The sequence below is a fragment of the Streptomyces sp. NPDC096193 genome (assembly GCF_040302905.1).
GTDB lineage: Bacteria > Actinomycetota > Actinomycetes > Streptomycetales > Streptomycetaceae > Streptomyces.
In genome coordinates, this window is the sequence record NZ_JBEOSJ010000004.1 from 252453 (window position 1) to 272582 (window position 20130).

The window sequence follows — 20130 nt, forward strand, 5'->3', positions numbered from 1 at the left end:
CGGTGCCACAGGGCGGCGCGCCGCCGGAACCCGGCTCGCGGGGCGACACGTCACCGCCCGGCTCGCACGCCGTGTCACTGGAACCCGGCCCGCGCGACACGTCACTACCCGGCTCCCACACCGTGCCGCCGAAACCGACTCGCGCCGCGACACGACACCACCCGGCTCGCACGCCGGTGTCACCTCAGCGCCGCCTCGACCCGTCGCACTCCCGGGCCCGAGAGACCCGCCAGCCCCTCCGGACGCCCGGTCGCCAGCAGGAGCAAGTCCCCGACCGGTCCGCTGACCTCGTCCGGCCCGGCCCCTGCCGACCAGTCCGCGTCCGTGGCCACCAGCTTCGTACCGCGGAGGCGTCTGCGTGCGCCGTAGAAGATGCTGCCGTGGACATGACCGAGGGCCGCGACCGTCCGATCCACCGGCATGTCCCGGCGGCGTCCGAGCGGACGGGCCACGTCCTGGCCGTGCACCAGGGCGTCGACGAGCGGGTCCAGCGGGGCGGCGCCGGGTGCTCGACGGGACGAACCGGCCGTCTCACGGAGCTGGGCGATCAGTGCGGGAGGACCGAACCCGGCCGCCCTCTCGCGTGCCTTGTCGGCTTCCATCCGGTCCCAGTTGCCCCGTGCCCGGATGATTCCCGTGATCGAGCCCGCCAGGGTGGTGCGGGTCGACAGGGTCAGATGTGCGGCCACGTCGTGGATCGTCCACCCGACGCAGAGCGATGCCGCCTCCCACTCCTCGTCGTGGAGGCTTTCGAAGAAGTCGGCAAGGCTCAGCCGCTCGGCCTTCACCCAGGAGAGAATCTCGTCGCGGTCCATGGTCAGCTCCACCGTCCGGTGGGCGGGGCCGATCCCCGCCTCCCACTCCTGTGTCGAACGGGAGACGGCCGGATCGACATGTGCGGCGACATTTCCTCCGGGGAATCCTCGGGCCCCGCCCGCCACGCGCTCAGCGCAGCTGGCTGACGATCGTGGGATCGGTGATCTCCTTGTCCCTGGAGAGCATCGTGGCCTTGCTGAGGATCAGGGAGAGCATGCCGTCGCCCTCGAAGGGCAGATAGCCGGTGTCGGGTCCGCCGCCGGCCTTGGGCACGATGCACAGGTACTGGTCGTTCGGCGTCCGCAGGATGTTGTCGGACCCCAGATGGATCTTGTACGTGTGCAGATCGCCCCGCACCTCCAGGAAGCGGCCCCCGACCGTGCAGCGGTCGGCCATCGCGAGGCGCGGCACGAGCCGGGTGAGGAGCTCCCGGCGGGTCGCCGCGCTCTGGTTCAGCTCACCGAAGCCGTAACGGGTCCAGTACTCGCGGAAGCGGCCGCCCGGCCCACCGTCCTGCCACGTGGGGTCGTTGCCGACGGAGGCCACGCCGACGAAGAGGTCGACGTCGCGCAGGACTTCGGAGAGCACCAGCTCCGGGATGTCCGTGAGCGCCGGCGGTGCGACGCGGTCACCGCCGTCCCTCAGCCACATCTCGTAGCGCCCACTGCCTGCGTGCGCGTAGTTGTGCGGGGCGTCGATCGGATAGAAGCGGACCTGGTCGGTGGCCAGCCGCAGGTAGCTGCCGGACTCGGTGGTCTCGCCCGGGCCCCAGCCCTCGCCCTCGCCGTCGATCCAGTACTCGGCGCGCAGCCCCCACTGGGGAAGCTCACGGTAGGCGGGGGTGTAGGAGTCGTCCACGCAGAGTCTGAGCCTGTTCGTCCAGCCTCTGACGGCCGCGAGCGAGTGGAACTGGTGCTGGCGCAGGATGTGCCCCGCGAAGCGGTTGCTGTACGTCCCCGTGGTCCGCTCGGCGTCGGTGAGTGGATAGACCTCGCGGTGTGCCTGCTTGAACGGCTGGGTGATCGCGTGCCGTTCGAGCCAGAGCCGCCATCGGACCACGTCCGCGGCATCCTTGCCGACGGGGTGCCACAGCTCGACGCCGGTGCCGTCGGTGACCGGCTCGTCGTCCTGGCCGCGCAGCTATCCGCACGTCGTGCCGTCGACGGTCCACAGCAGACGGCGCGCGAGGGTGCCGACGAGCGGATGGTCGAGATACCGCTCGCGCCAGGCCCGGTACGGCCATGACCTGCGGGCCAGGAGCTGCCGGTCCAGCCGCTCGGACTGGGCGCCGAGCATCTTGTCGATGTCCTTGGCCGTGCCCTTGAGGTCCTTCAGCTCGTCGGCGTGGTCGCGCCGCACCGCGGCGGGCGGCGCCTTGACCTGCTTGCCCGCGGCGTTCAGCCAGGTCACGCGGGCCCGGCCCCCGGTCACGGTGAGCTCCGCGGTGCACTCCCCCAGGTGGGGCACCACCCGGCCCACGTCGGTCAACCCGTAGGCGGGTACGGCGAGTTCCTCGATCTCGTCACGGCTCAGACCGAGCGCGGCGGTCCGTGTCTCCAGTGCCGCGTCGATCAGCTTCAGGGTGTGCCCTTGTAGGTCACGCGGGTGGCGAGCCGGGCCAGTTCGGCAAGGGCGGACTCGCTCTCGATACCAGTCCCCAGCCGTCACTGCGGCTGCCCGATGTCGTCTCGTCGACGATGTCACCCGTGCCATGCCGAGGAGATCAGGGGGTGGCACTGACAACGGACCGCGAGCGGAAGGCTGTCGCCGACCGCGGCCGGATCCGGCCGTTCACCTGCGCATCCGCCGGCAGGAACAACCCCCGGCCGTCCGGCGTTGCGCCCGTCATGACGACGAAGCAAGAGGTCCTGCGCTACACCGCCTTCTCCGAGGATCCGAGGGGTGGCAATCCTGCGGGTGTCGTCCTCGACGCGGCACGGCTCGGCGACGCGGAGATGCTGTCCATCGCCGCGGAGCTCGGGTACAGCGAATCCGCGTTCCTCACCCCGGCGCCGGAGGGGCTCGGTGGCGAGAGCGGCCGTGCGTTCACCATCCGCTACTTCAGCCCGCAGGCCGAAGTGCCGTTCTGCGGACACGCCACCGTGGCCACGGCCGTCGCTCTCGGCGAGCGCATCGGCACCGGCGACCTGGTCTTCGCGACACGCGCGGGTACGGTGCAGGTGACCGTGAGCGAGGTGGGCGGCTCGTTGCGGGCGACGCTCACCACGGTCGAACCGCACTCCGAGGAGATAGCGACCGCCGATCTCGACGAGGCTCTCGCCGCGCTCGACTGGCCGGCCGGCGATCTGGATCCCGCGATGCCGCCCCGTATCGCCTTCGCCGGCGCGCGTCATCTCGTACTGGGGGCCGCGACCCGCGAGCGGCTGGCGGATCTGGACTACGACTTCGAACGTCTCGAAGCCCTGATGCACCGCCTCGATCTGACGACGGTGCACCTGGTGTGGCGGGAGTCGGAGAGCGTCTTCCATGTCCGCGACCCGTTCCCGGTGGGCGGCGTGGTCGAGGACCCGGCCACGGGCGCGGCCGCCGGCGCCTTCGGCGCGTACGCCCGCGAAGTGGGCCTGGTCCCCGCCTCGTCGGTGCTCACCCTTCACCAGGGCGAGGATCTGGGCCGTCCCGGGGTTCTGACAGTGGAACTGCGCGAAGGCGACGAGCGGGTACGGGTGTCGGGGGCGGGCACGCGGATCGCCTGACCGGGCGGCGAAGGCGGGGGCCCGGGAAGGCACGCCGATCGCTCGACCAGCGACGGTCCCCGGCCCACCGCCCCGCGGTCAGTCGCTCCCACCCCCGCCGGGCGACCCGGCGAACAGCGCCGAGCGTGCCGCGTCCATCGCCGATTCCCGGTCCTGCGGGACGAGTCCGACGCGGGTGCGGCGGTCGAGGACGTCGGACTCGTCGAGCGCGCCCTCGTGCCGCACGGCCCACACGAGTTCGGCTCCGGTGACCGGATGGCCGGCGACCACCGGCTCCCGCAGGGCCGGGTCGGCGGCGCCGAGGGCGTGGACGGCGGAGGCCTCGGTGCCGTACCGCTCGACCAGGCGGCGGGGGGCGTCCAGGGCGGCGAGGGCGTCCGGTGAAGCGGCCCCCACCAACGGCAGCGTGGCCGTCCGGCACGGGCCGGCGGCGAGTCCGCGCGTCTTCACGGCGTGGTCCACCGCGTCCTCGGCCATGCGCCGGTAGGTGGTGAGTTTGCCGCCGACGACGGTGACGACACCGTCCCGGGAGCTGAGCACGGCGTGCCGGCGTGAGATGTCGGACGTGCGCTCCTGCGTCCCGCTGCCCGCGGTCAGCAGGGGCCGCAGTCCGGCGAACGCGCCCACGACCGCCGACCGGGGCAGCGGTGCCGACAGCGCCGAACCGAGCACGTCGAGCAGGAACCCGATGTCGGACTCGGGCACCTCGGGGACATCGGGGATGTCGCCGTCCACCGGCTCGTCGGTGAGACCGACATAGACCCTGCCGTCGCCCTGCGGCAGCACCAGCACGAAGCGGTTGGACTCTCCCGGGACCGGGATGTGCAGACCGGACGACAGACCGCCCAGAGCCTCGGCGCGCAGGACCAGATGCGTCCCGCGCGACGGGCGCAGACGGATGTCCTCCACAAGGCCGCCCGCCCATACGCCCGTTGCGTTGATCACGGCGCGCGCCCGGACGAATCCTTCCTCGCCGGTGAGCTCGTCCCGTATCCGGGCGACGGAGTCACCGACTTCCAGCGCACGGACCCGGGTCAGGATACGGGCGCCGTGCGCCGCCGCCGTACGGGCGATCGCCGTCACCAGGCGTGCGTCGTCGCTCAGTTGGCCGTCCCACGACAGGAGGCCGCCGCGCAGCCCCGTCGAGCGGAGGCCGGGTGCCAGGTGCCGGGTCTCCCGCGCGGACAGGGAGCGCGGGGCCGGCAGCGTGGCACGCGAGGTGCGGGCGGACGCGCGAAGGACGTCGCCCGCGCGCAGACCGATCCGGGTGATGGCGGCCTGGGTCCGCCCCACGAGCGGTGTCAGGGGAAGGACGAAGGGCAGTGGGCGTACGAGGTGCGGCGCGGTGCGTTCCATCAGGATGCCGCGTTCGACGGCGCTCTCGTGGGCGACGTCGAGCTGGCCCGTGGCGAGGTAGCGCAGCCCGCCGTGGATCAGCTTCGAACTCCAGCGGGAGGTGCCGAAAGCGAGGTCGTGGGCGTCGATCGCCGCAACGGAAAGCCCCCGGGCGGCAGCGTCGAGCGCGGCTCCGGCGCCGGTCGCGCCGAGTCCGACGACCAGAACGTCAACCGTGGGGCCGTCGGTGAGCTCGGCCAACTCCCGAGCGCGCCGTGCGGCGTTGAGGGAGGAAGGGAAGGTGTCGGGGGTGGGGCTCATGGGGCGAGCATCCTCTCCAGGACGGTCCGCAGCTCCTGCTGGAACGCGGCGGCGGTGAGGTCGGGTTCGCTGTCGTCGGTCATCGTGCGCAGCGAGAGCGTGAATCCCTGCACGACGAGAAGCAGCGAGCGGGCCTGACGGACGGCGTGGTCCCGGCGGATCGAGCCGTCGGCCTGTCCCTCCTCGACCGCGGTGATGATCAGCTCCAGCAGTGCGTCCTGTGTGGCACCGCGCCGGTCGAGGAGATAGGGCAGGAGCAGCTCCGGATCCACGTCGATGATCTTGCGGAACAGTGGATGCGCCCGGAACGCCTGTGCTCCGGCCGTAAGGCCGTCGACCAGCCGGTCCCGGGTCGGGGCGGAGTCGTCGGCCTCAGGGAGCGCGCCCTGGGCGACGGCGATCCACTCACGCGTCATCAGATCGCCGACGAGCGTGCGCACGTCGGGCCAGCGCCGGTAGAGCGTCATACGGGAGACGCCGGCGCGCCGGGCCACGTCGGTCAGGGTGGTCCGGCGGACGCCGACCGCGAGTACACAGTCCCGGGCCGCGTCGAGAACGGCGTCGCCGTCCGCATGGTTGTGACGAATGGGCGTCATCTGTCACAGTGTAACGGCAGTGCGGCCGACTGACACGGCCACCGGACCGACCAGTGAGGAAAACCCGCGTGGACATGTTGTGGAGCGGCTGGGGCGACCCGGCCAAGGCGGCACCGCTGCCCGATTCGGTCATCGAACTCCTTCAGGCAGCCCTCGGAGTGAAGCCGCGGGCCGCGGAACCGATCGCCCTCGAGGAGATACAGGTCCCCGACTCACCGCTCGGCGCCGACGTCCGTCAGGCACTCGCCGACGCGCTCGGCGGCCCGGAGCACCTGCAGACGGACGCCGAGACCCGGATCCGGCACACCCGCGGCAAGTCGACAACCGACCTGCTGCGTATCCGGGCCGGCAACACCGACGACACCCCGGCCGCGGTCCTGCTGCCCGGCAGTCACGACGACGTCGTCGCCGTCCTGGCGGTCTGCGCCCGCAACGGCGTGGCGGTCGTGCCCTTCGGCGGCGGCACCTCCGTCGTCGGCGGGCTCGCCCCCGAGGGCCAGGGCCCGTTCGTCGCCCTGGACCTGCGCCGGATGGACGCCCTGCTCGCACTGGACGAGGTCTCCCGCACCGCCACCTTCCAGCCCGGCCTGCGCGCCCCCGAGGCCGAGGCTCTCCTCGCCGAACGCGGGTTCACACTGGGGCACTTCCCGCAGTCCTACGAGTGGGCCACCATCGGCGGATTCGCCGCGGCACGCTCCAGCGGCCAGGCCTCGGCCGGCTACGGCCGCTTCGACGAGATGGTGCTCGGCCTCACGGTCGCCACCCCCCGCGGCAGCCTCGACCTCGGCCGCTCGCCGCGCTCGGCCGCCGGCCCCGATCTGCGTCAGCTCGTCCTCGGGTCCGAGGGCGCGTTCGGCGTCATCACCTCGGTGACGGTGCGCATCCGCCCCCGCCCGGTGGAGCGGGTCTACGAAGGGTGGCGCTTCGCCACGTTCGAGGCCGGAGCCGCCGCCCTGCGCACACTCGCCCAGGACGGCCCCCGGCCCACCGTGCTGAGGCTGTCCGACGAGACCGAGACCCTCATCGGGCTCGCCCAGCCCGACGCCATCGGCGGTTCCGGCCCCGACGGGGCGCCCGCGGGGTGCATGGCCATCGTCGGCTTCGAGGGGACCCACGAGGACAACGCCGGCCGGCAGCAGCAGGCACGGACCGTGCTGGAGGCCTGCGGGGGCGAGCTCGTCGGCTCCGAGCCGGGGGAGCGCTGGGCGCACGGACGCTACTCCGCTCCCTATCTGCGGGACGCCCTGCTGGACGCCGGCGCGTTCGCCGAAACGCTGGAGACCGCCACCTTCTGGTCCGGTATCCCCGCGCTCTACGACGCGGTCCGCACCGCCCTCAACGAGACCCTGACCGCCGCCGGCACCCCGCCGCTGGTCATGTGCCACATCTCGCACGTCTACGAGACCGGGGCATCGCTGTACTTCACCGTCGTGTCCGCCCAGGGCCAGGACCCGATCGCGCACTGGACCCCGGTCAAGCGGGCCGCGAACGACGCGATCCTCGCCTCGGGTGGCACCATCAGTCACCACCACGGCGTGGGAACCGACCACCGCGACTGGTTCGGGCAGGAGATCGGCGCGCTGGGCACCGACGTCCTCCAGGCCGTCAAGGCTCGGCTCGACCCCGACGGGATCCTCAATCCCGGCGTCCTCCTCCCCCTCCGCTGACCGGCTCCCCTGCCTTCCGAAAGGCGTACGCATGCGACAGTTCACCGCCGTCGTCAACCCGGCCTCCGGAGGATCCAGCGGAGCCGCGACCCTCCTCCCGCTCGCCCGTCTGCTGCGGGAGGCGGGCGCCGACCTGGAGACGGAGTACAGCAACAGCCTGGAGCACGCCCGCAGCGTGGCACGGGCGGCCGGCGAACGGGGCCGGACAGTCCTGGCGGTCGGCGGAGACGGCATGGCCGGGTGCGTGGGCGGGGCGCTGAGCGGCACGGACGCCGTGCTCGGCCTCGTACCGGCCGGGCGGGGCAACGACTTCGCCCGTGCGCTCGGTCTGCCCACCGAGCCCGGAGCGCTGGCGGACGTGCTGCTGAACGGCGCCCCGCGCAAGGTCGACACCATCGAGGTCGAGTCGGCGTTCCACGACAGGATCGCCGTCCTCGGCAGTGTGTACGCCGGCGTCGACGCCCTGGCCAACCGCCACGCGAACACCTCGCGGCTGCTGCGCGGTGCCGCCTCGTACTACGCGGGCGGGCTGCGGGCGGTGGTCACCTGGCGGCCGGTGAACTACCGCATCACCGTGGACGGCGAGCTGTACGAGCGCCGCGGCTACACGGTCGTGGCTGCCAATTCCGGCTACTACGGCTTCGGGCGTCTCGTCGCGCCGAGCGCCCGTGTGGACGACGGTCTGCTGGACGTCGTGGTGATCCGGCACGCCCCGAAGCGGCTGTTCTTCACGATGATGAACGAGCTCAAGACGGGTGCCCACATCAGCCGCCCGCAGGTGGAGATCCTCCGGGGCACCGAGATACGCGTCGAGGCGGACCGGTCCGTGCCGTACGGGGCGGACGGCGAGGTCGACGCGACGCTGCCGATGACCGCGCGGGTCCTGCCGGGGGCACTGAACGTCCTGGCCTGAGCGTGCCTCGAGAGTTCCGTGCCGATCGGCGCCCCGGTCCGGATCCGAGTGATCTCCGCCGCGCCCGAGGAGCGCTGGTGACCGGACTCCTCCGGCAGGTTGCCGGGCCCCGGCCCGCTTCGTGGCCGGCCGTCCCGGCCACGGCGGGCCAGGCCGCCGCGGTCAGCGCGCCAAGGCCTTCTTGTGCCGGGACGGCAAGGACCTGGACGGGCTGTTCCCCACCTGGATCGGCACGAAGGGCCGGCCCTCCCGGCCGTAGACCTGAGCCCGCCGGGAACCCGGGACGGGCCGTGCTCCGTTGAGCGGACCAGGAAGTGTCCGCACGGTGTCGCCGCGAACCTGACGAGACGCTGCGGAGACGACCCGGGGCCCGTGCACGACGGGCCCGCAAGGCTCCTGCGGGGCACGTACACCGCGAAGGCGACGATCATGAGCGAATTGGTTCCGGGCGGCAACGTCCCCTTGCCGCACGGCACGCTCACCTTCCGCGTGCCGGGCCCCTTCGACCTTTCCGTGCTGGTCACGGGTGGCGACGGCAGAGTCCGCGACGACGGCGACTTCGTGTTCTGGAACCAGCCGTCGGCGCCCGGTGTCCGCCTCGGCACGGCGACCGTCACTCTGGACCGGCAGGGGCTTCGCCCTGGCGCCGTCCGCGTCACCCTGGTCGTCAGCTCCTCCTCGCCCGGCACACCGCTCAGCCGCCTTCCCTCCCCCCGGCTGGAGGTCGCCGACCTGTCGAACCGCACGCTCACCCATTTCACCCCGCGCTCCGCGGGACAGGAGAGTGTGCTGCTGCTGGCCGAGGTCTACCGCCATCGCGGTGCGTGGAAGCTGCGTGCTCTCGGCCAGGGGTACGCGGACGGTCTCGCGGGCGTGGCGCGTGACTTCGGCGTCGACGTGTCGGACGACGGCACGTCCGAGGCCGCGCCAGACGCGGCTCCCGAGGGAGGGCCGCCGGACGCGTTCACGTCACTCGTCAACGCCGAGCGGCAGCGCGTCGGCGTCCCGCCCATCACGCGGGCTCCCGCGCTCACGGGGGCGGCCCAGGCGCATGCCACCGCGATGGCCCGGCAGAACCGCCTCGGCAGCGAGGGACCCGACGGGCGGTCGCTGTACCAACTCGTCGCCGCCCACGGGTACGCCTATCTCGACCTCGCCGAGCACCTCGTCTCGGGTCCGCGCACCGCGGACGAGTTGCTCTCCCACTGCCTCGGCGGAGCCGCCGACCGGAGCACCGTGACGGGCCGCGACATCACCCACTTCGGTGTGGCTTCCGCCGCGGACGGCAGGGGCGAGACCTACTGGACCGCCCTGTGGGCCCGGCCCCTCACGTCGGACGGACTGGCCCGTACGGTCGCCGAGGTCCTGTCCCGTACGAACGCGGAGCGGGCCGTCGCGGGGCTGTCGCCGCTGGCACCCGATCCGGTCCTGGCAGGCGTGGCGCAGGCCTACAGCGCCGACATGGCGACGCGCGGCTTCTACTCCCACACCTCCCCCGAGGGGCTCCAGCCGTGGGACCGGGCCGCCGCCGCGGGAAGCGACCACCGGGGCATCGGCGAGAACATCGCCTTCGGCCAGCGGTCCGCCGCCGCGGTGGTCCAGGGATGGATGAACAGCCCCGGACACCGCGCCAACATCCTGAAGCCGGACTTCACGCACCTCGGCGTCGGCTTCGCGAGCGGCGGCCCCGGGGGTACGTACTGGACCCAGCTCTTCGGCATGCGGTGACGAACTCCTCGTAGCGCCCCCGGAGCTCTTCGATGCCGCGCGGAACCACCGCTCCCCCGCCGCGTTGTGCCCCGCGTGCGCGGGGCCGCCCCTCAACCGGGCGGCAGCAGCGTGAACTCGGCGCGGCCGGAGCGGACGCCGTTGACCTGGAGCTCGACCGCGTGGGTTCCCGGGTAGTAGCGCCTCGTCGTGATCGCGCGGAACGAGTGGTCGCGGGCGATGTCGAAGCTTCTGCCCGGTTCGAGGGTCAGCGTCGTGAGCTTGAAGATCTTCTCGGTCTGTGTGCCGTTGGCCTTCCGGTGGTGAACGATGTAGTCGACCGCCAGCCGCGCCGGCTCCGGGCCGGTGTTGCGGATCGACGCGGTGAAGCCGAGGGTGCCGCCGAACGCGATGCCGTCGGCCGCCAGGAGGGGACCGGTCACCTCGATGGCCGCCGGGGCGAAGCCCAGGAGACCGAGCGCCCCGGGGTGGCCCTTCTTGACGAGGGTGCGCAGCCCGTGGCGGACCACGCGTTCGGTGTTGCCGTCCGGATCGGCGAGCCAGGCGGCCGCCGTTTCGACCACGAGGGCGGGCTGTTGGCGGCTGAGGTCGTTCAGATGGTTGGCGACGGAGCGCCGTACGTACTCGCTCTCGTCGCGGTAGAGGGCGTTGATGACGGGCAGGGTCGCGCGGGGTTCGGCCAGGATGCGCGGCACGCGGGCGGACCAGGGCAGGAAGGGTCTTGTTCCTTCCGAGGCGAGGCGGCGTACGTGGGCATCGTCCGATGTCGTCCAGCTCGCGACGGTTTCCAGCGCGCGGTCGAGATCGTGGTTGAGGAGCCGGCGAATGGCGAATTCGGAGGTGAGCCGTGAGGTCAGCTCGGCCAGCAGCCGAAGGCCGTCGTCGAAGGCCTCATCGGTTCCTTCGTCGACCGCCTTCGCCGCGACGGCGCTGGTGACGGGCCAGATCAGCCAACCGCTGAACTCGGGGCCGCCGTCGCGGGCGGCTCGTACGGTTTGGGCGAACGCCGCGTAGTCGCCCGGCAGATCCTCGATCAGCGCGTCGCGCAGCAGGTCGCTCCGCTCCCGCAGCGACAGCGGTTCAAGCGCGGAGGTCGCGGCGAGCAGAGCCTTGAGAGGCGCACCGGGGGCCGCGGCCCGCAGGGCGTTCGTGAGAGCTTCGGCCGTGGACCGCCCGATGAGTTCATCGGCGAAAGGCATGGGGTTCTCCTGTCGAGCGGCACACGGCCGGGTGGGGCTGGTCGGATCGGGTCGGGTCCGAGAGTCACGCCAGAGGGATCGTCACATCGTCCTCCACCGGCGGGTCGAGTTCGGCTTCCCGGTTCCCGGTGGCGGAGAAGCAGCGAAGACGGACCGCCTCCGGGGTGACGTCCAGTCGCAGGAAGCACTTGAAGAACGGAGGGCTGTACGTCGCGGAGCCGGGCGAGAACAGCTGCGTGTAGGTCTTGCGGACCGGGAGGCGCAGCCACGAGGCGCGCCGGGGGCGGCTGCCGGCACCCAGCAGGGACGCCACGACTCGGGTGCGGAGGGTCACGCGTGGCAGGGGTCCGGCGGCCCTGGTCGGGCGGATGCCGAGGCGGTGGGCGACGACCGCGGCGGCCTGCGCCTCGCTGAGCTCGAAGAAGCGCCGCATGTGCAGCCTTCGGCCGTACAGCCTGCTGTAGAAGGCGAGCGAGTCACCGCGCAACGGGTAGCAGCGGAAGTCGTTTTCGGTGACCTGGGCGACGGAGACCCGCGGAATGGTGTGCGTGGCGTGCATGAACGCGCCCCCGCCGCCCGCCACCACGTACTGGATGATTCGGCCGTCCACGTTCACCGGGTAGCGCTGGTAGTTGTGTATGTCGCCGCCGATCGCGGCGACATAGTGGTGCGCCGGATCCCGCACGATGTCGTCGACCGTGCCGCCGCCCTCGATCGGGCACGGCTCGTGCTCGGCGTCCACATAGAGCGGCGATCCCGTCACCAGGATCTTGGGGGTGTCACCCCGCGAGACCTCACGCAGCCAGCGGCCCTGCTCGGCGTCGATCCCGCCCAGAAGGCCGGTGTCTATCCCTATGACGCGCACGGGCCCGGCGTCGACGGCCCAGTACGGACCCGGCTGGACGGCCTGCTGGGCCGGCGCGGACCGCAACTGCCGCGCTTCGGCGAGGCGTTGCTCGTCGGGTGTCCGCGGTTTCCGCCACAGCAGTGAGCGCAGCCACGCCCGGCTGAGAGGCCGCGGCCGCGGGATGGCGTCCTGCGGCAGGGCCGGGGCGTCGCAGAAGACCCGCATGAAGCCGTTGATGTCGTCGTACCAGTCGTGGTTGCCGGGCACGGCGTAGATGGGCGCCGGATAGTCCTTGTAGGGACGGAAGAACTTCGTGCCGTACTCGTCGGCGTTACCGACCGGATAGACGACGTCGCTGGCGAGCACGGCGAAGCGCGTTCCCCGGCTCGCCGCCAGGAAGCCCGGGACCACCGCGTACTGCGGATCGTCTCCCTCGCCGGTGTCGGCGATGAGCATGAAGGAGAAGTGATCGGGGTCGTCGCGCCGGATCACCAGGTCGGCGGGTGCACCACGGGCTGCCATGCGCTTCACCCAGCGCTGCCGGTGCTCGTCGGTGGGGTCGCCGAACCACGAGGCCAGGACGCCGTTCCGGGCCGGCCAGAGCGTCCTCGGGTCGAGCCAGGAGAGCTTTTCGACGTGCTGCGGCATCAACTCCTTGTACGAGCCGCGTTCCTTGGTACCCCAGCCGGCGCCGTCGGCCGAATCGCGCGAAGAGTCAGGCATCGGCGAACCGTAACAACGATCGCGGGTGCGGTGGGAGGGATCAGCGGCGGGCGGACCTGCACGGCCACGACGGGACCTCCGCCCGGGCCGCGGCTCGGACCGGCCGGTGGTGCGCGGTTCGGACGGCGGCTCGGACCGGCCGGTGGCCGACGGCTCCGTCGGCGGGTCCGTTCGGGTGGAACGGCAGCACATCACGTCACTGCGGAACCCGGGTGGTGCTGATCACGTTGTGCCAGTAGGTACCACTGATCCTCAGGAGGCAGACATGGCCGGGTTCCTCGACCGAGCCAAGGAGCAGGCGCAGTCCGCGCTGCAGCAGGGCAAGCAGAAGGTCGACGATGTGCAGCAGCAGAAGGCCGGCGGTGACCTGCTGAAGAAGCTCGGCGCCGCGTACTACGCGGAGCGCCGTGGCAGCGGCAGCCCGCAGGCCACCCAGGACGCGCTGACCGCGCTCGAAGCACATGTGAACACCCACGGAGACGCTTTCCTGCGTCACTGACCCGCCCTGGCCACGGCATCCCGACGCCCCGCGCCGTTCCGCACGGCGCGCGGGTGTCGGACCCGTCGGCCACGCCCGTCGAACCGCCGGACCCCCCGCCGAGGGTGATCGCTTGACCCGCACAGAGACCACGTACACAGAGATCGACGGGATGCCTGCCACCGAATCCGCCCTGTCCGCGCCCGTGCTGAGCGGTCCCGGTCACTTCACCGCCATGCAGGTGCGAGACGGCCGGGTGCGCGGCCTGGCACTCCATCTGGACCGTCTCGACGCGGCGACCCGGGAGTATCTCGGTCGGACAGGCCTGGACGGCGAGCGGGTGCGGGCGGAGATCCGGCAGGCGCTCGCCGCCTCGGGGCGCGACGACGCGTCCGTGCGGGTCCACGTCCACTGGCCGGACGGCGACAGCCGGGCGACGCTGAAGGTCACGGTGCGGGGGCCCCAGGTCGCAGCGACCGGGCCGTTGCGCCTGATCTCCGTGCCGTACGTCCGCCACACTCCCCGGATCAAGCATCTCGACGGAGCGGTGCAGAACCGAGCGCTGGACGAGGCCGAGGCCCGGGGCGCCGACGAAGCGCTGCTGACCACCCCTGAGGGCCTGGTCACGGAGGGCGCCATCACCAATATCGCCTTCTGGGACGGCGAGCACGTCATCTGGCCGGACGCGCCCTGCCTCCGGGGAATGACGATGGCACTGCTGGAGCCACGGCTGCCGTCGGTGCGCCGAGTGGTCACCCTCGGCGATCTGCCCGGCTGTCGCGCCGTGTTCGTCACCAACTCCCGCGGCATCAGCCCGGTGGGCCGCGTCGACGACGTCGAGTTCCCGGTCGCCCAGGATTTCATGACCGGCGTCATGGCGGCGTACGAAGCAGTGCCCTGGGATGTCGTCTGACCCCCTGGGTCATGGCCCGGCCGGGGTGAGTACCTGGGGCGCGGTCGGCTGAGTATCCGAGCCGATATCCGCACGCTTCCGAGCTGGTCGAATAGCGGCCATGACACCTGACGCGGCCCGCCGCCCCCGCTTCCAGCACGTCTCCGTCACCGGGGCCGCCTTGGTCGGCGTCCTGTTGCCGCTGGCCGCCGGCGTCCTGCTGGCGAGGACCATGGGCGCCGATCCGCTGACTCCCGTGAACGCGTTCATCACCCACGGCGGGCAGCGGGCGAACGGCCTGCCCGGACAGTTGCGCCGCTGCGGACGCTACGCGCTGCGGCGCGGGCGTCCCGTCGTCCGTCTGCGGCGAGTGTCTCAGCTGTAGCCGTGCGACCGGGCCCGGAAGTTCATCGTCTGCTCGAGCTGCTGCTGCGTCTGCTCGGCCGTTCTGCGTGCTTCGGCCGGGACATCCCCTCGCTCGTCGACGAGCTCTGCGTAGATGGGGGCGTCTGATCGGTCCGCGGTGCTCACGGTCGTGAGGTCCTTCCTTCGAACGGCTTGCCGCCTCCCGCCGGCGGCCGGAAGCGGGAACCGAGTCTACGGTCCACCCTGCGGCGATGACCGTCCGCCCCCTCCGGTGGGAGCTTGGGGCCGGGACGCAGGGTGGTGTGGGGTGCGGTCAGCGGACGTCGCCCGTCCAGTCCCAGCGCCGTGGGTCACCGGCCCGCGGTCCGTACGCCGCACGACCGCCGGGCCCGAAGGAACCGAGCTCGGTGGGCAGCGCGGCCCCCTCCGCCAGCTGTGCCGCGGGCCAGTCGGTGACATCCAGCAGCAGCCCGTCCAGCGGCCCCCCGACCAGCTCGCGATAGACGTGCCCGGGCTGGGGGCCCGGATCGGGATCATCATGGTCAGCGCCGTACACCCGGCCACGCATCAACTCGTCCATGTCTCACACCATGGCAGGCACCACTGACATCGCGGCGGGGTCACCTGGACGGCCGGTCGCCGTGGTGGCGGGAAGCTCTGCGAGGACTCTCCGCTCCCCCCTGATCTCCCCTCACCTCCTTTCAGCACTCCTCAAAAGGCGGCAGCCCGTTCAGTCCTCGCGGCGGGCCGGGCCCGCGACCGTGATGTTCAGGAAGCGCGGTACCGGCAGGCCTGCGGCGCGGGACTCCTCCGCCACCGCCGTACGGATCGGTGTCAGGCGGTCCTGCGGCAGCAGCACGAGCGTGCTCCGACCGGGGCCCCGGCCCGGTCGCCACGCGGCCAGGGCTCCCGCTCGGCGGGCACACTCCTGCGCCCTTCGGACATCGTCGGCGCCGAGGCCCTCGCCCCGGGTCACCAGCAGCATCAGCCTGGCCCCCTGAGCAGATGGGTCGAAGGCGATCCTGCGTCTGCGGCCGCCTTCGAGCACCAGCGCCCGGCCGGAACGGCCGAACAGGACGGCCTCGCGCAGCGCAGCGTCGCCGTCCGGTGACGCCGACCTCGCCAGGGACGCGAGGCGCCCTCGGGGCGGGCGCGTTCCGGCGCGGGGGGTGTGCAGTTCGGCGATCGCGAGCGCCACCGCGCACTCCAGCGGCTCGGTGCTGGAGAGCCCCGTCGCCGGCGTCAGCGTGGAGTGGATGTGCAGATCGGCGCCGCCCCGGCCGTATCCGGCACGGGCCATGGTGCGCAGCAGCGCGTAGCTGCGGGACGCCCACGCGGGATGCGATGACGAGGGCCCGGTGAGCCGGAACTCGCAGCTCTGCGCAGGGTGGGCCAGCGAACTCAGCCGCACCAGGCCGTCGTCGCGCGGTGCCGCGGCCGCGGCAACCGGCCAGTGGGCGGCGGCGACGGTGTGGCGCGCCGCGAGGTGGAAGGCGTGCGGGGCGCTCCACACCGTGGTCGGCGGGCGACCGTGGGCGGATTCCAGGGCGAAGGCGACCAGGCGGAAGAGCGGGTCGGCGGTGTGACGGCGCGCGATGTCCGGCACGCTCGGCACGGTCCTCGTTCCCGGTCCGCCGCCCGTGCGGTTACCGGTGTCCGTGCGGTTGCCGGTGTCCGTGCGGCTTTCGGTGTCCGTCACTCCGCCTCCGGTGCCTTGCGGGCCAGCAGCCGGTACGCGTTGCCGCCCTCCGTGCGCCGGGCGACCGCCGCACGGGCGGCGTCGAGACCGGCCGCAACGGCGAAGCACGGCAGCGCCGCAGTGTGCACGGCCGTGCGGACGACGCGCCGGGTACGGGTCGCCCTGCCCTCGCCCCACGGGGCGTACGGGTGAGGGGCCAGCCGGTTCGCCGTCAGCAGGACGGCCCCGACGAAGTCGCAGGACTGGTGCGCGGCGCCGTGTTCTTCCGCCAGCACCGTGAAACCGCGGCTCTCCAGTGCCTTGCGGAGGTTGCCGATCGGGATGAGGTGCTGGTGCTGGGGCTGGAACCACGGCAGCCAGTGCGGGCCGAGCACCCGGGAGAGCCGGGACTCGGGGTCGGGGAGTTCGATGATCAGATGGCCGCCGGGGGGCAGCACGGCCGCTGCCGCGTCGAGTTCGGCGAGCGGTTCACGGGTGTGTTCGAGGTAGTGGAACATGCTGACGGTGTCGTAGCGGTCGACGAGGCCGGTGGCGAGTTCGGGGAACTGGCCCTGGTGGGCGGCGGCGACCCAGCCCCGGACCTCCGCCTCGCGCACCGCGGGGCTCATGTCGAGGCCGTCGAAGCGGGTGCCGGGCCAGACGTCGCGTGCGCTGTCGCAGAAGTGGCCGTGGCCGGTGCCCACGTCGAGCCATGCGGTGGGAGTCCCGAACGGCCGGAGCATCGCGGCGCGTGCCCGGTAGGAACGGCCCATCGTGCCGAACACCTGGGCGGCGCCCGATACGCCGAGGCCCTCGTAGAAGTCGCGGTAGTAGAAGTCGAGTCCGTCCAGGGAGAGGCGGGGATTCTGGAAGACGTGTCCGCAGTCGCCGCACTGTTCGAGGATGAAACGGCCCGGTTTGCCCTGAAGCAGGTCGGGGACACGGATGCGGACCGAGAGTTCGGTCGAACCGCACCAGGGGCAGTCGGGGCGCCGGGGCTCGAAGAACCGGTCGGTGCCCGCCTTGAGTTCGGCGGCGTAGACCGGGCGCAGCGCCTCCAGTTCGGCGGTGGCCGCACCGGATCCGGAGCGCTCGTCGGCGGCCGTACGGACCGCGGAGGCCAGGGACCTGAAGGGCCGTGCCGCGGTCGCGACGAGCAGGTCGGCCGGGCGCAGCGGTCGTCGCGGCCCGCCGAGGACCAGGGCCGGCTGCAACCAGTACAGGGCGGCGGCCGCGGCTCCCCACCCGCCGTCCGCGACGGCGGCACGCGTCAGCAGCCCGAGACCGGCCAGTTGGGCGACGGTCAGCAGGCCGGTGGGCAACCCCTGTGCGCGCAGCTCCGCTCCCCGGCGAGCGGGGTCGGGCGGCGGGACGGTCAGACCGGGCGCGACGGCGACTCCGGTGCCGGCGGGGGCGTACTCCTTCAGACGCCCCAGCAGGGTGTGGAGTTCGGCGGGTTCACGGGTGGTGTCGGCGCCGTTGTCGATCCCCGACCGACGCAGGACATCGTCGGCGACGAGGAGGGCGTGTCCCGCTCCGCGGCCGTCGGCGGTGCGGTCGTAGTGTGCGGCGCTGCGGTCGAGGAGGCGGAGCAGGCTCAGGGCCCGTTCCGTGTCGAGTCCGCCGGGTATCAGGTCGACCACCTGGAGGCCGGCCCCTTCGGCGTGGGCGACCGCGGCGCGCAGGGTGGCGGCGTCGACGTCGACGCCGCGAGCCGTGATCAGGTGCCATGCACCGGACGGGGAGCTGCCGTTCGTGGATGCGAGCGGGTCCAGTACGGGCAGGGTGCGCAGTCTTCGGCGGGCACGCACGGTGCCCGCTGTCAGCCCGGCCAGGGCGACGACGGCGGCCCACGGGAGGTCGGTCGGGGATGGTGTCATAGGAGTTTCTCCAACCGGTCGGCCGCGGCCGCGGCACCGCCCGCGGCGGCGAACGATGCCTGGATACGGCGGGCTGCCCCGCGGTGGGCGGGGTTGTCGAGTACGGCGGCGATGGCGTCGTGGAGCTCGGCCGCTCGGGGCCGGCCGAAGCGGACGCGCAGGCCCGCCCCGGCGGTGGTGACCTGCTCGGCGACGATCGGCTGGTCGTCCCGGATCGGGGCGACGACCAGAGGCAGTCCGTACGCGAGGGACTCGCACACGGTGTTGTGGCCGCCGTGGGAGACCACGGCGTCGAGGTGCGGCAGCAAGGGGAGTTGGGGTACGCGTTCCTGGTGCAGGACGTGACCGGGAACCGCGCCGACGGCGTCGAGCGGAGCCGCGAGGATCACCTGCGCACGGTCGGCGAGCTGTTCGGCCGCTTGGAGGACGGCGGTGTAGAACCGGCCGCCCGCCTCGCCGTTGAGCGTGCCGAGTGACACCAGGACCCGGCGCCGCAGAGGGTCGAGCCGTTGCCACGGGAAGGCGGAGCCGTCGGAGGGGCGAGTGCTCAGGGCGGGGCCGACGAAGGCGTAGTGCCCGGGGTGGGAGGTGTGCGCACCGACCAGTTCGAGGGTGGAGAAGACGAGGACCAGACGGTCGGAGAAGCGGGGGTCCCAGCCGGGGGGCGACCCGCGGTCCGCGAGCAACCCGGCCAGTTGGTCCCTCACCCAGTCGGCCACCTTGGGGAATCCCGCGAAGGGCCGGGTGAACTCGGCCGAGGTCGTCGCCGACGTCGCCCAGGGCAGTCCCCGCCGCTCGGCGACCATCGCTCCGGCGAGTGCCTGCTGGTCGACGACCAGGACGTCGGGAGCGAAGGAGTCGACCGCTGCCTCGACTCCGGGAACCATGGCGTGCGCGAGCGGGATGAGCGCCTCCGACCACAGGAAGCGGAGCGCGGCGACTCCCCGCAGATCGCGCCAGTGCGTGTGCAGGGCGCCGTAGCCGCGGGCCCCGGGTCGGTCTCCGGACGGGAAGAGCCGCGCGTCCGCCGGCAGCAGCCGGGGCAGGACTTCGGCCGGGCCGGTCCAGGCGACCCGGTGCCCGCGCGCGGCGAGTTCGGCGGCCACGGCCACCGTGGGGTTGATGTGCCCGGCCAGCGGCGGGACGGCGAAGAGGACCTTCATACGACCACCGCGTCGGCGTGTCGTGTCTCTCGCGGGCCGGCGGCTTCGGCGAGTCGTCCGAGCACGGCGTGCCGGAGGTCGTCGGTGCCTCCTTGCAGGACGTCGTGGCCGAGACCCGGCAGGATGCGCAGCGTGCAGTCGGGTGCGTGGTGAACCAGTTCGCGTGCGCCGGGGACGAGTTCCGAGTGTTCACCGCAGACGGCGAGGACCGGGCAGTGCACGCGGGCGAAGTCGTCGGGCGTGAAGGGCCGGCTCGCCGCGATGTCGTCGATCATGCTGGTGCGGTTGAGGAGTTCGTCGGCGGTGGCGGTCAGCCGGGCGGCCTTGCGCGCACCGATGGAGGAGAGTTCCTTCGGGACCTGGCTCCCTTCCAGGGCGAGGGCCGCGACGGACAGCGTGTCGAGCATGTTCTCGATCCAGGGGCCGGTCAGCGGGGCCTCGACCAGGACGAGTCCGGCGACGAGGTCGGGGCGCGCGAGTGCGGTGTGCAGGGCGATCGTGCCGCCGTAGCTGTTGCCGATCAGGTGGACGGGACGTTCGTCGAGGCCGAGGGCGGTGAGCACCGCGGTCAGGTCCTGCACGGCGGTGGCGATGTCGTAGCCGGTGGGCGGGCGTTCGGAGCGGCCGTGGCCGCGCAGGTCGTACAGGACGATGTCGTGGCCGGCCTGGGCGGCGGGGACCGCGAGGGTGGCGTAGAAGCTGGAGAGGTTGTCCACGACCAGGCCGTGCAGGAAGACGGCGGTCGCGCCGGTACGGTCGCCGGGCGGCCGGTGGACGTGGAAGCGCAGGGAGTTGGCGTGGACGAGGGGCATGC

At 72.6% G+C, this 20130-nt stretch carries 19 protein-coding genes and 1 pseudogene; 7 read left to right on the forward strand and 13 right to left on the reverse strand.

Annotation, left to right across the window (positions count from 1 at the left end):
• Positions 1–179 precede the first annotated feature (179 nt).
• From ABTX78_RS08975 to ABTX78_RS36115, 3 genes and pseudogenes are all read right to left on the reverse strand, one after another.
• A complete protein-coding gene (locus ABTX78_RS08975) occupies positions 180–815 on the reverse strand; it encodes a maleylpyruvate isomerase family mycothiol-dependent enzyme (RefSeq protein WP_352206115.1) in 636 nt (211 codons plus the stop codon).
• A gap of 130 nt (positions 816–945) precedes the next feature.
• Positions 946–1467, reverse strand: a complete 522-nt coding sequence (locus ABTX78_RS36110; RefSeq protein ID WP_502993834.1) for a DUF7737 domain-containing protein — start codon at positions 1465–1467, stop codon at positions 946–948.
• Between the two features lie 288 nt (positions 1468–1755).
• Positions 1756–2529: pseudogene (locus ABTX78_RS36115) on the reverse strand (DUF4132 domain-containing protein); the annotation flags it as partial.
• Between the two features lie 134 nt (positions 2530–2663).
• On the opposite strand from ABTX78_RS36115, the gene ABTX78_RS08985 reads away from it, so the two are divergent.
• On the forward strand, positions 2664–3530 hold the full coding sequence (locus tag ABTX78_RS08985; protein WP_352206291.1) for a PhzF family phenazine biosynthesis protein: 867 nt from the start codon (positions 2664–2666) through the stop codon (positions 3528–3530).
• Between the two features lie 78 nt (positions 3531–3608).
• Here the strand turns inward: ABTX78_RS08985 and ABTX78_RS08990 are convergent, their stop codons facing one another.
• The gene (locus tag ABTX78_RS08990) at positions 3609–5186 is read right to left on the reverse strand and encodes a glycerol-3-phosphate dehydrogenase/oxidase (protein ID WP_352206116.1); all 1578 of its coding nucleotides are present in this window, start codon (positions 5184–5186) and stop codon (positions 3609–3611) included.
• Positions 5183–5782, reverse strand: a complete 600-nt coding sequence (locus ABTX78_RS08995; RefSeq protein WP_352206117.1) for a TetR/AcrR family transcriptional regulator — start codon at positions 5780–5782, stop codon at positions 5183–5185. The genes ABTX78_RS08990 and ABTX78_RS08995 overlap by 4 nt, the downstream gene beginning before the upstream one ends.
• 68 nt (positions 5783–5850) lie before the next feature.
• Here ABTX78_RS08995 and ABTX78_RS09000 point away from each other — a divergent pair, with 68 nt between their 5' ends.
• The 3 genes from ABTX78_RS09000 (at position 5851) to ABTX78_RS09010 (ending at position 10090) form a co-directional block, all read left to right on the forward strand.
• Positions 5851–7449 carry an FAD-binding oxidoreductase gene (locus ABTX78_RS09000; protein WP_352206118.1) on the forward strand — a complete coding sequence of 533 codons (1599 nt, stop codon included), beginning with the start codon at positions 5851–5853 and terminating at the stop codon, positions 7447–7449.
• 31 nt (positions 7450–7480) lie between these two features.
• Positions 7481–8362 (forward strand): diacylglycerol/lipid kinase family protein, encoded by an 882-nt coding sequence (locus ABTX78_RS09005; protein ID WP_352206119.1) that lies wholly within the window; start codon positions 7481–7483, stop codon positions 8360–8362.
• Between the two features lie 429 nt (positions 8363–8791).
• Complete coding sequence (locus tag ABTX78_RS09010) at positions 8792–10090, forward strand: CAP domain-containing protein (RefSeq protein WP_352206120.1); 1299 nt, start codon at positions 8792–8794, stop codon at positions 10088–10090.
• Positions 10091–10182: 92 nt separating this feature from the next.
• On the opposite strand, the gene ABTX78_RS09015 is transcribed toward ABTX78_RS09010, so the two are convergent.
• Together ABTX78_RS09015 and ABTX78_RS09020 are read right to left on the reverse strand one after the other, a co-directional pair.
• Positions 10183–11289, reverse strand: coding sequence for a DNA alkylation repair protein (locus tag ABTX78_RS09015; RefSeq protein ID WP_352206121.1), 1107 nt, complete (start codon positions 11287–11289; stop codon positions 10183–10185).
• A gap of 64 nt (positions 11290–11353) precedes the next feature.
• Positions 11354–12859 carry a metallophosphoesterase family protein gene (locus ABTX78_RS09020; RefSeq protein ID WP_352206122.1) on the reverse strand — a complete coding sequence of 502 codons (1506 nt, stop codon included), beginning with the start codon at positions 12857–12859 and terminating at the stop codon, positions 11354–11356.
• Between the two features lie 265 nt (positions 12860–13124).
• Here ABTX78_RS09020 and ABTX78_RS09025 point away from each other — a divergent pair, with 265 nt between their 5' ends.
• From ABTX78_RS09025 to ABTX78_RS09035, 3 genes are all read left to right on the forward strand, one after another.
• Entirely contained in the window at positions 13125–13358 is a 234-nt protein-coding gene (locus ABTX78_RS09025) for a hypothetical protein (protein ID WP_352206123.1), read from the forward strand.
• 112 nt (positions 13359–13470) lie between these two features.
• Positions 13471–14250: an aminotransferase class IV gene (locus ABTX78_RS09030; RefSeq protein ID WP_352206124.1), complete on the forward strand. Its 780-nt coding sequence runs from the start codon at positions 13471–13473 to the stop codon at positions 14248–14250.
• A 100-nt stretch (positions 14251–14350) separates the two neighbouring features.
• Positions 14351–14614 (forward strand): hypothetical protein, encoded by a 264-nt coding sequence (locus ABTX78_RS09035; RefSeq protein WP_352206125.1) that lies wholly within the window; start codon positions 14351–14353, stop codon positions 14612–14614.
• Here ABTX78_RS09035 and ABTX78_RS09040 read toward each other — a convergent pair.
• From ABTX78_RS09040 to ABTX78_RS09065, 6 genes are all read right to left on the reverse strand, one after another.
• Complete coding sequence (locus ABTX78_RS09040; protein ID WP_352206126.1) at positions 14605–14760, reverse strand: hypothetical protein; 156 nt, start codon at positions 14758–14760, stop codon at positions 14605–14607. The genes ABTX78_RS09035 and ABTX78_RS09040 overlap by 10 nt on opposite strands.
• 148 nt (positions 14761–14908) lie before the next feature.
• Positions 14909–15175, reverse strand: coding sequence for a hypothetical protein (locus tag ABTX78_RS09045; protein WP_340477188.1), 267 nt, complete (start codon positions 15173–15175; stop codon positions 14909–14911).
• Between the two features lie 150 nt (positions 15176–15325).
• The gene (locus ABTX78_RS09050) at positions 15326–16294 is read right to left on the reverse strand and encodes a galactokinase (protein WP_352206127.1); all 969 of its coding nucleotides are present in this window, start codon (positions 16292–16294) and stop codon (positions 15326–15328) included.
• Positions 16291–18153, reverse strand: a complete 1863-nt coding sequence (locus tag ABTX78_RS09055; protein WP_352206128.1) for a class I SAM-dependent methyltransferase — start codon at positions 18151–18153, stop codon at positions 16291–16293. Before ABTX78_RS09055 ends, ABTX78_RS09050 begins: the two co-directional genes overlap by 4 nt.
• The gene (locus ABTX78_RS09060; RefSeq protein ID WP_352206129.1) at positions 18150–19316 is read right to left on the reverse strand and encodes a glycosyltransferase; all 1167 of its coding nucleotides are present in this window, start codon (positions 19314–19316) and stop codon (positions 18150–18152) included. Before ABTX78_RS09060 ends, ABTX78_RS09055 begins: the two co-directional genes overlap by 4 nt.
• Positions 19313–20128 (reverse strand): alpha/beta fold hydrolase, encoded by an 816-nt coding sequence (locus tag ABTX78_RS09065; RefSeq protein WP_352206130.1) that lies wholly within the window; start codon positions 20126–20128, stop codon positions 19313–19315. The genes ABTX78_RS09060 and ABTX78_RS09065 overlap by 4 nt, the downstream gene beginning before the upstream one ends.
• Between the last annotated feature and the right edge of the window lie 2 nt (positions 20129–20130).

Excerpts from the sequence above, each read along its gene's own strand:
- ABTX78_RS08975 (WP_352206115.1), bottom strand. The coding sequence starts at position 815 with ATGGACCGCGACGAGATTCTCTCCTGGGTGAAGGCCGAGCGGCTGAGC.
- ABTX78_RS36110 (WP_502993834.1), bottom strand. The coding sequence starts at position 1,467 with ATGTGGCTGAGGGACGGCGGTGACCGCGTCGCACCGCCGGCGCTCACG.
- ABTX78_RS08985 (WP_352206291.1), top strand. The coding sequence starts at position 2,664 with ATGACGACGAAGCAAGAGGTCCTGCGCTACACCGCCTTCTCCGAGGAT.
- ABTX78_RS08990 (WP_352206116.1), bottom strand. The coding sequence starts at position 5,186 with ATGAGCCCCACCCCCGACACCTTCCCTTCCTCCCTCAACGCCGCACGG.
- ABTX78_RS08995 (WP_352206117.1), bottom strand. The coding sequence starts at position 5,782 with ATGACGCCCATTCGTCACAACCATGCGGACGGCGACGCCGTTCTCGAC.
- ABTX78_RS09005 (WP_352206119.1), top strand. The coding sequence starts at position 7,481 with ATGCGACAGTTCACCGCCGTCGTCAACCCGGCCTCCGGAGGATCCAGC.
- ABTX78_RS09010 (WP_352206120.1), top strand. The coding sequence starts at position 8,792 with ATGAGCGAATTGGTTCCGGGCGGCAACGTCCCCTTGCCGCACGGCACG.
- ABTX78_RS09015 (WP_352206121.1), bottom strand. The coding sequence starts at position 11,289 with ATGCCTTTCGCCGATGAACTCATCGGGCGGTCCACGGCCGAAGCTCTC.
- ABTX78_RS09020 (WP_352206122.1), bottom strand. The coding sequence starts at position 12,859 with ATGCCTGACTCTTCGCGCGATTCGGCCGACGGCGCCGGCTGGGGTACC.
- ABTX78_RS09025 (WP_352206123.1), top strand. The coding sequence starts at position 13,125 with ATGGCCGGGTTCCTCGACCGAGCCAAGGAGCAGGCGCAGTCCGCGCTG.
- ABTX78_RS09035 (WP_352206125.1), top strand. The coding sequence starts at position 14,351 with ATGACACCTGACGCGGCCCGCCGCCCCCGCTTCCAGCACGTCTCCGTC.
- ABTX78_RS09045 (WP_340477188.1), bottom strand. The coding sequence starts at position 15,175 with ATGGACGAGTTGATGCGTGGCCGGGTGTACGGCGCTGACCATGATGAT.
- ABTX78_RS09055 (WP_352206128.1), bottom strand. The coding sequence starts at position 18,153 with ATGACACCATCCCCGACCGACCTCCCGTGGGCCGCCGTCGTCGCCCTG.
- ABTX78_RS09060 (WP_352206129.1), bottom strand. The coding sequence starts at position 19,316 with ATGAAGGTCCTCTTCGCCGTCCCGCCGCTGGCCGGGCACATCAACCCC.
- ABTX78_RS09065 (WP_352206130.1), bottom strand. The coding sequence starts at position 20,128 with ATGCCCCTCGTCCACGCCAACTCCCTGCGCTTCCACGTCCACCGGCCG.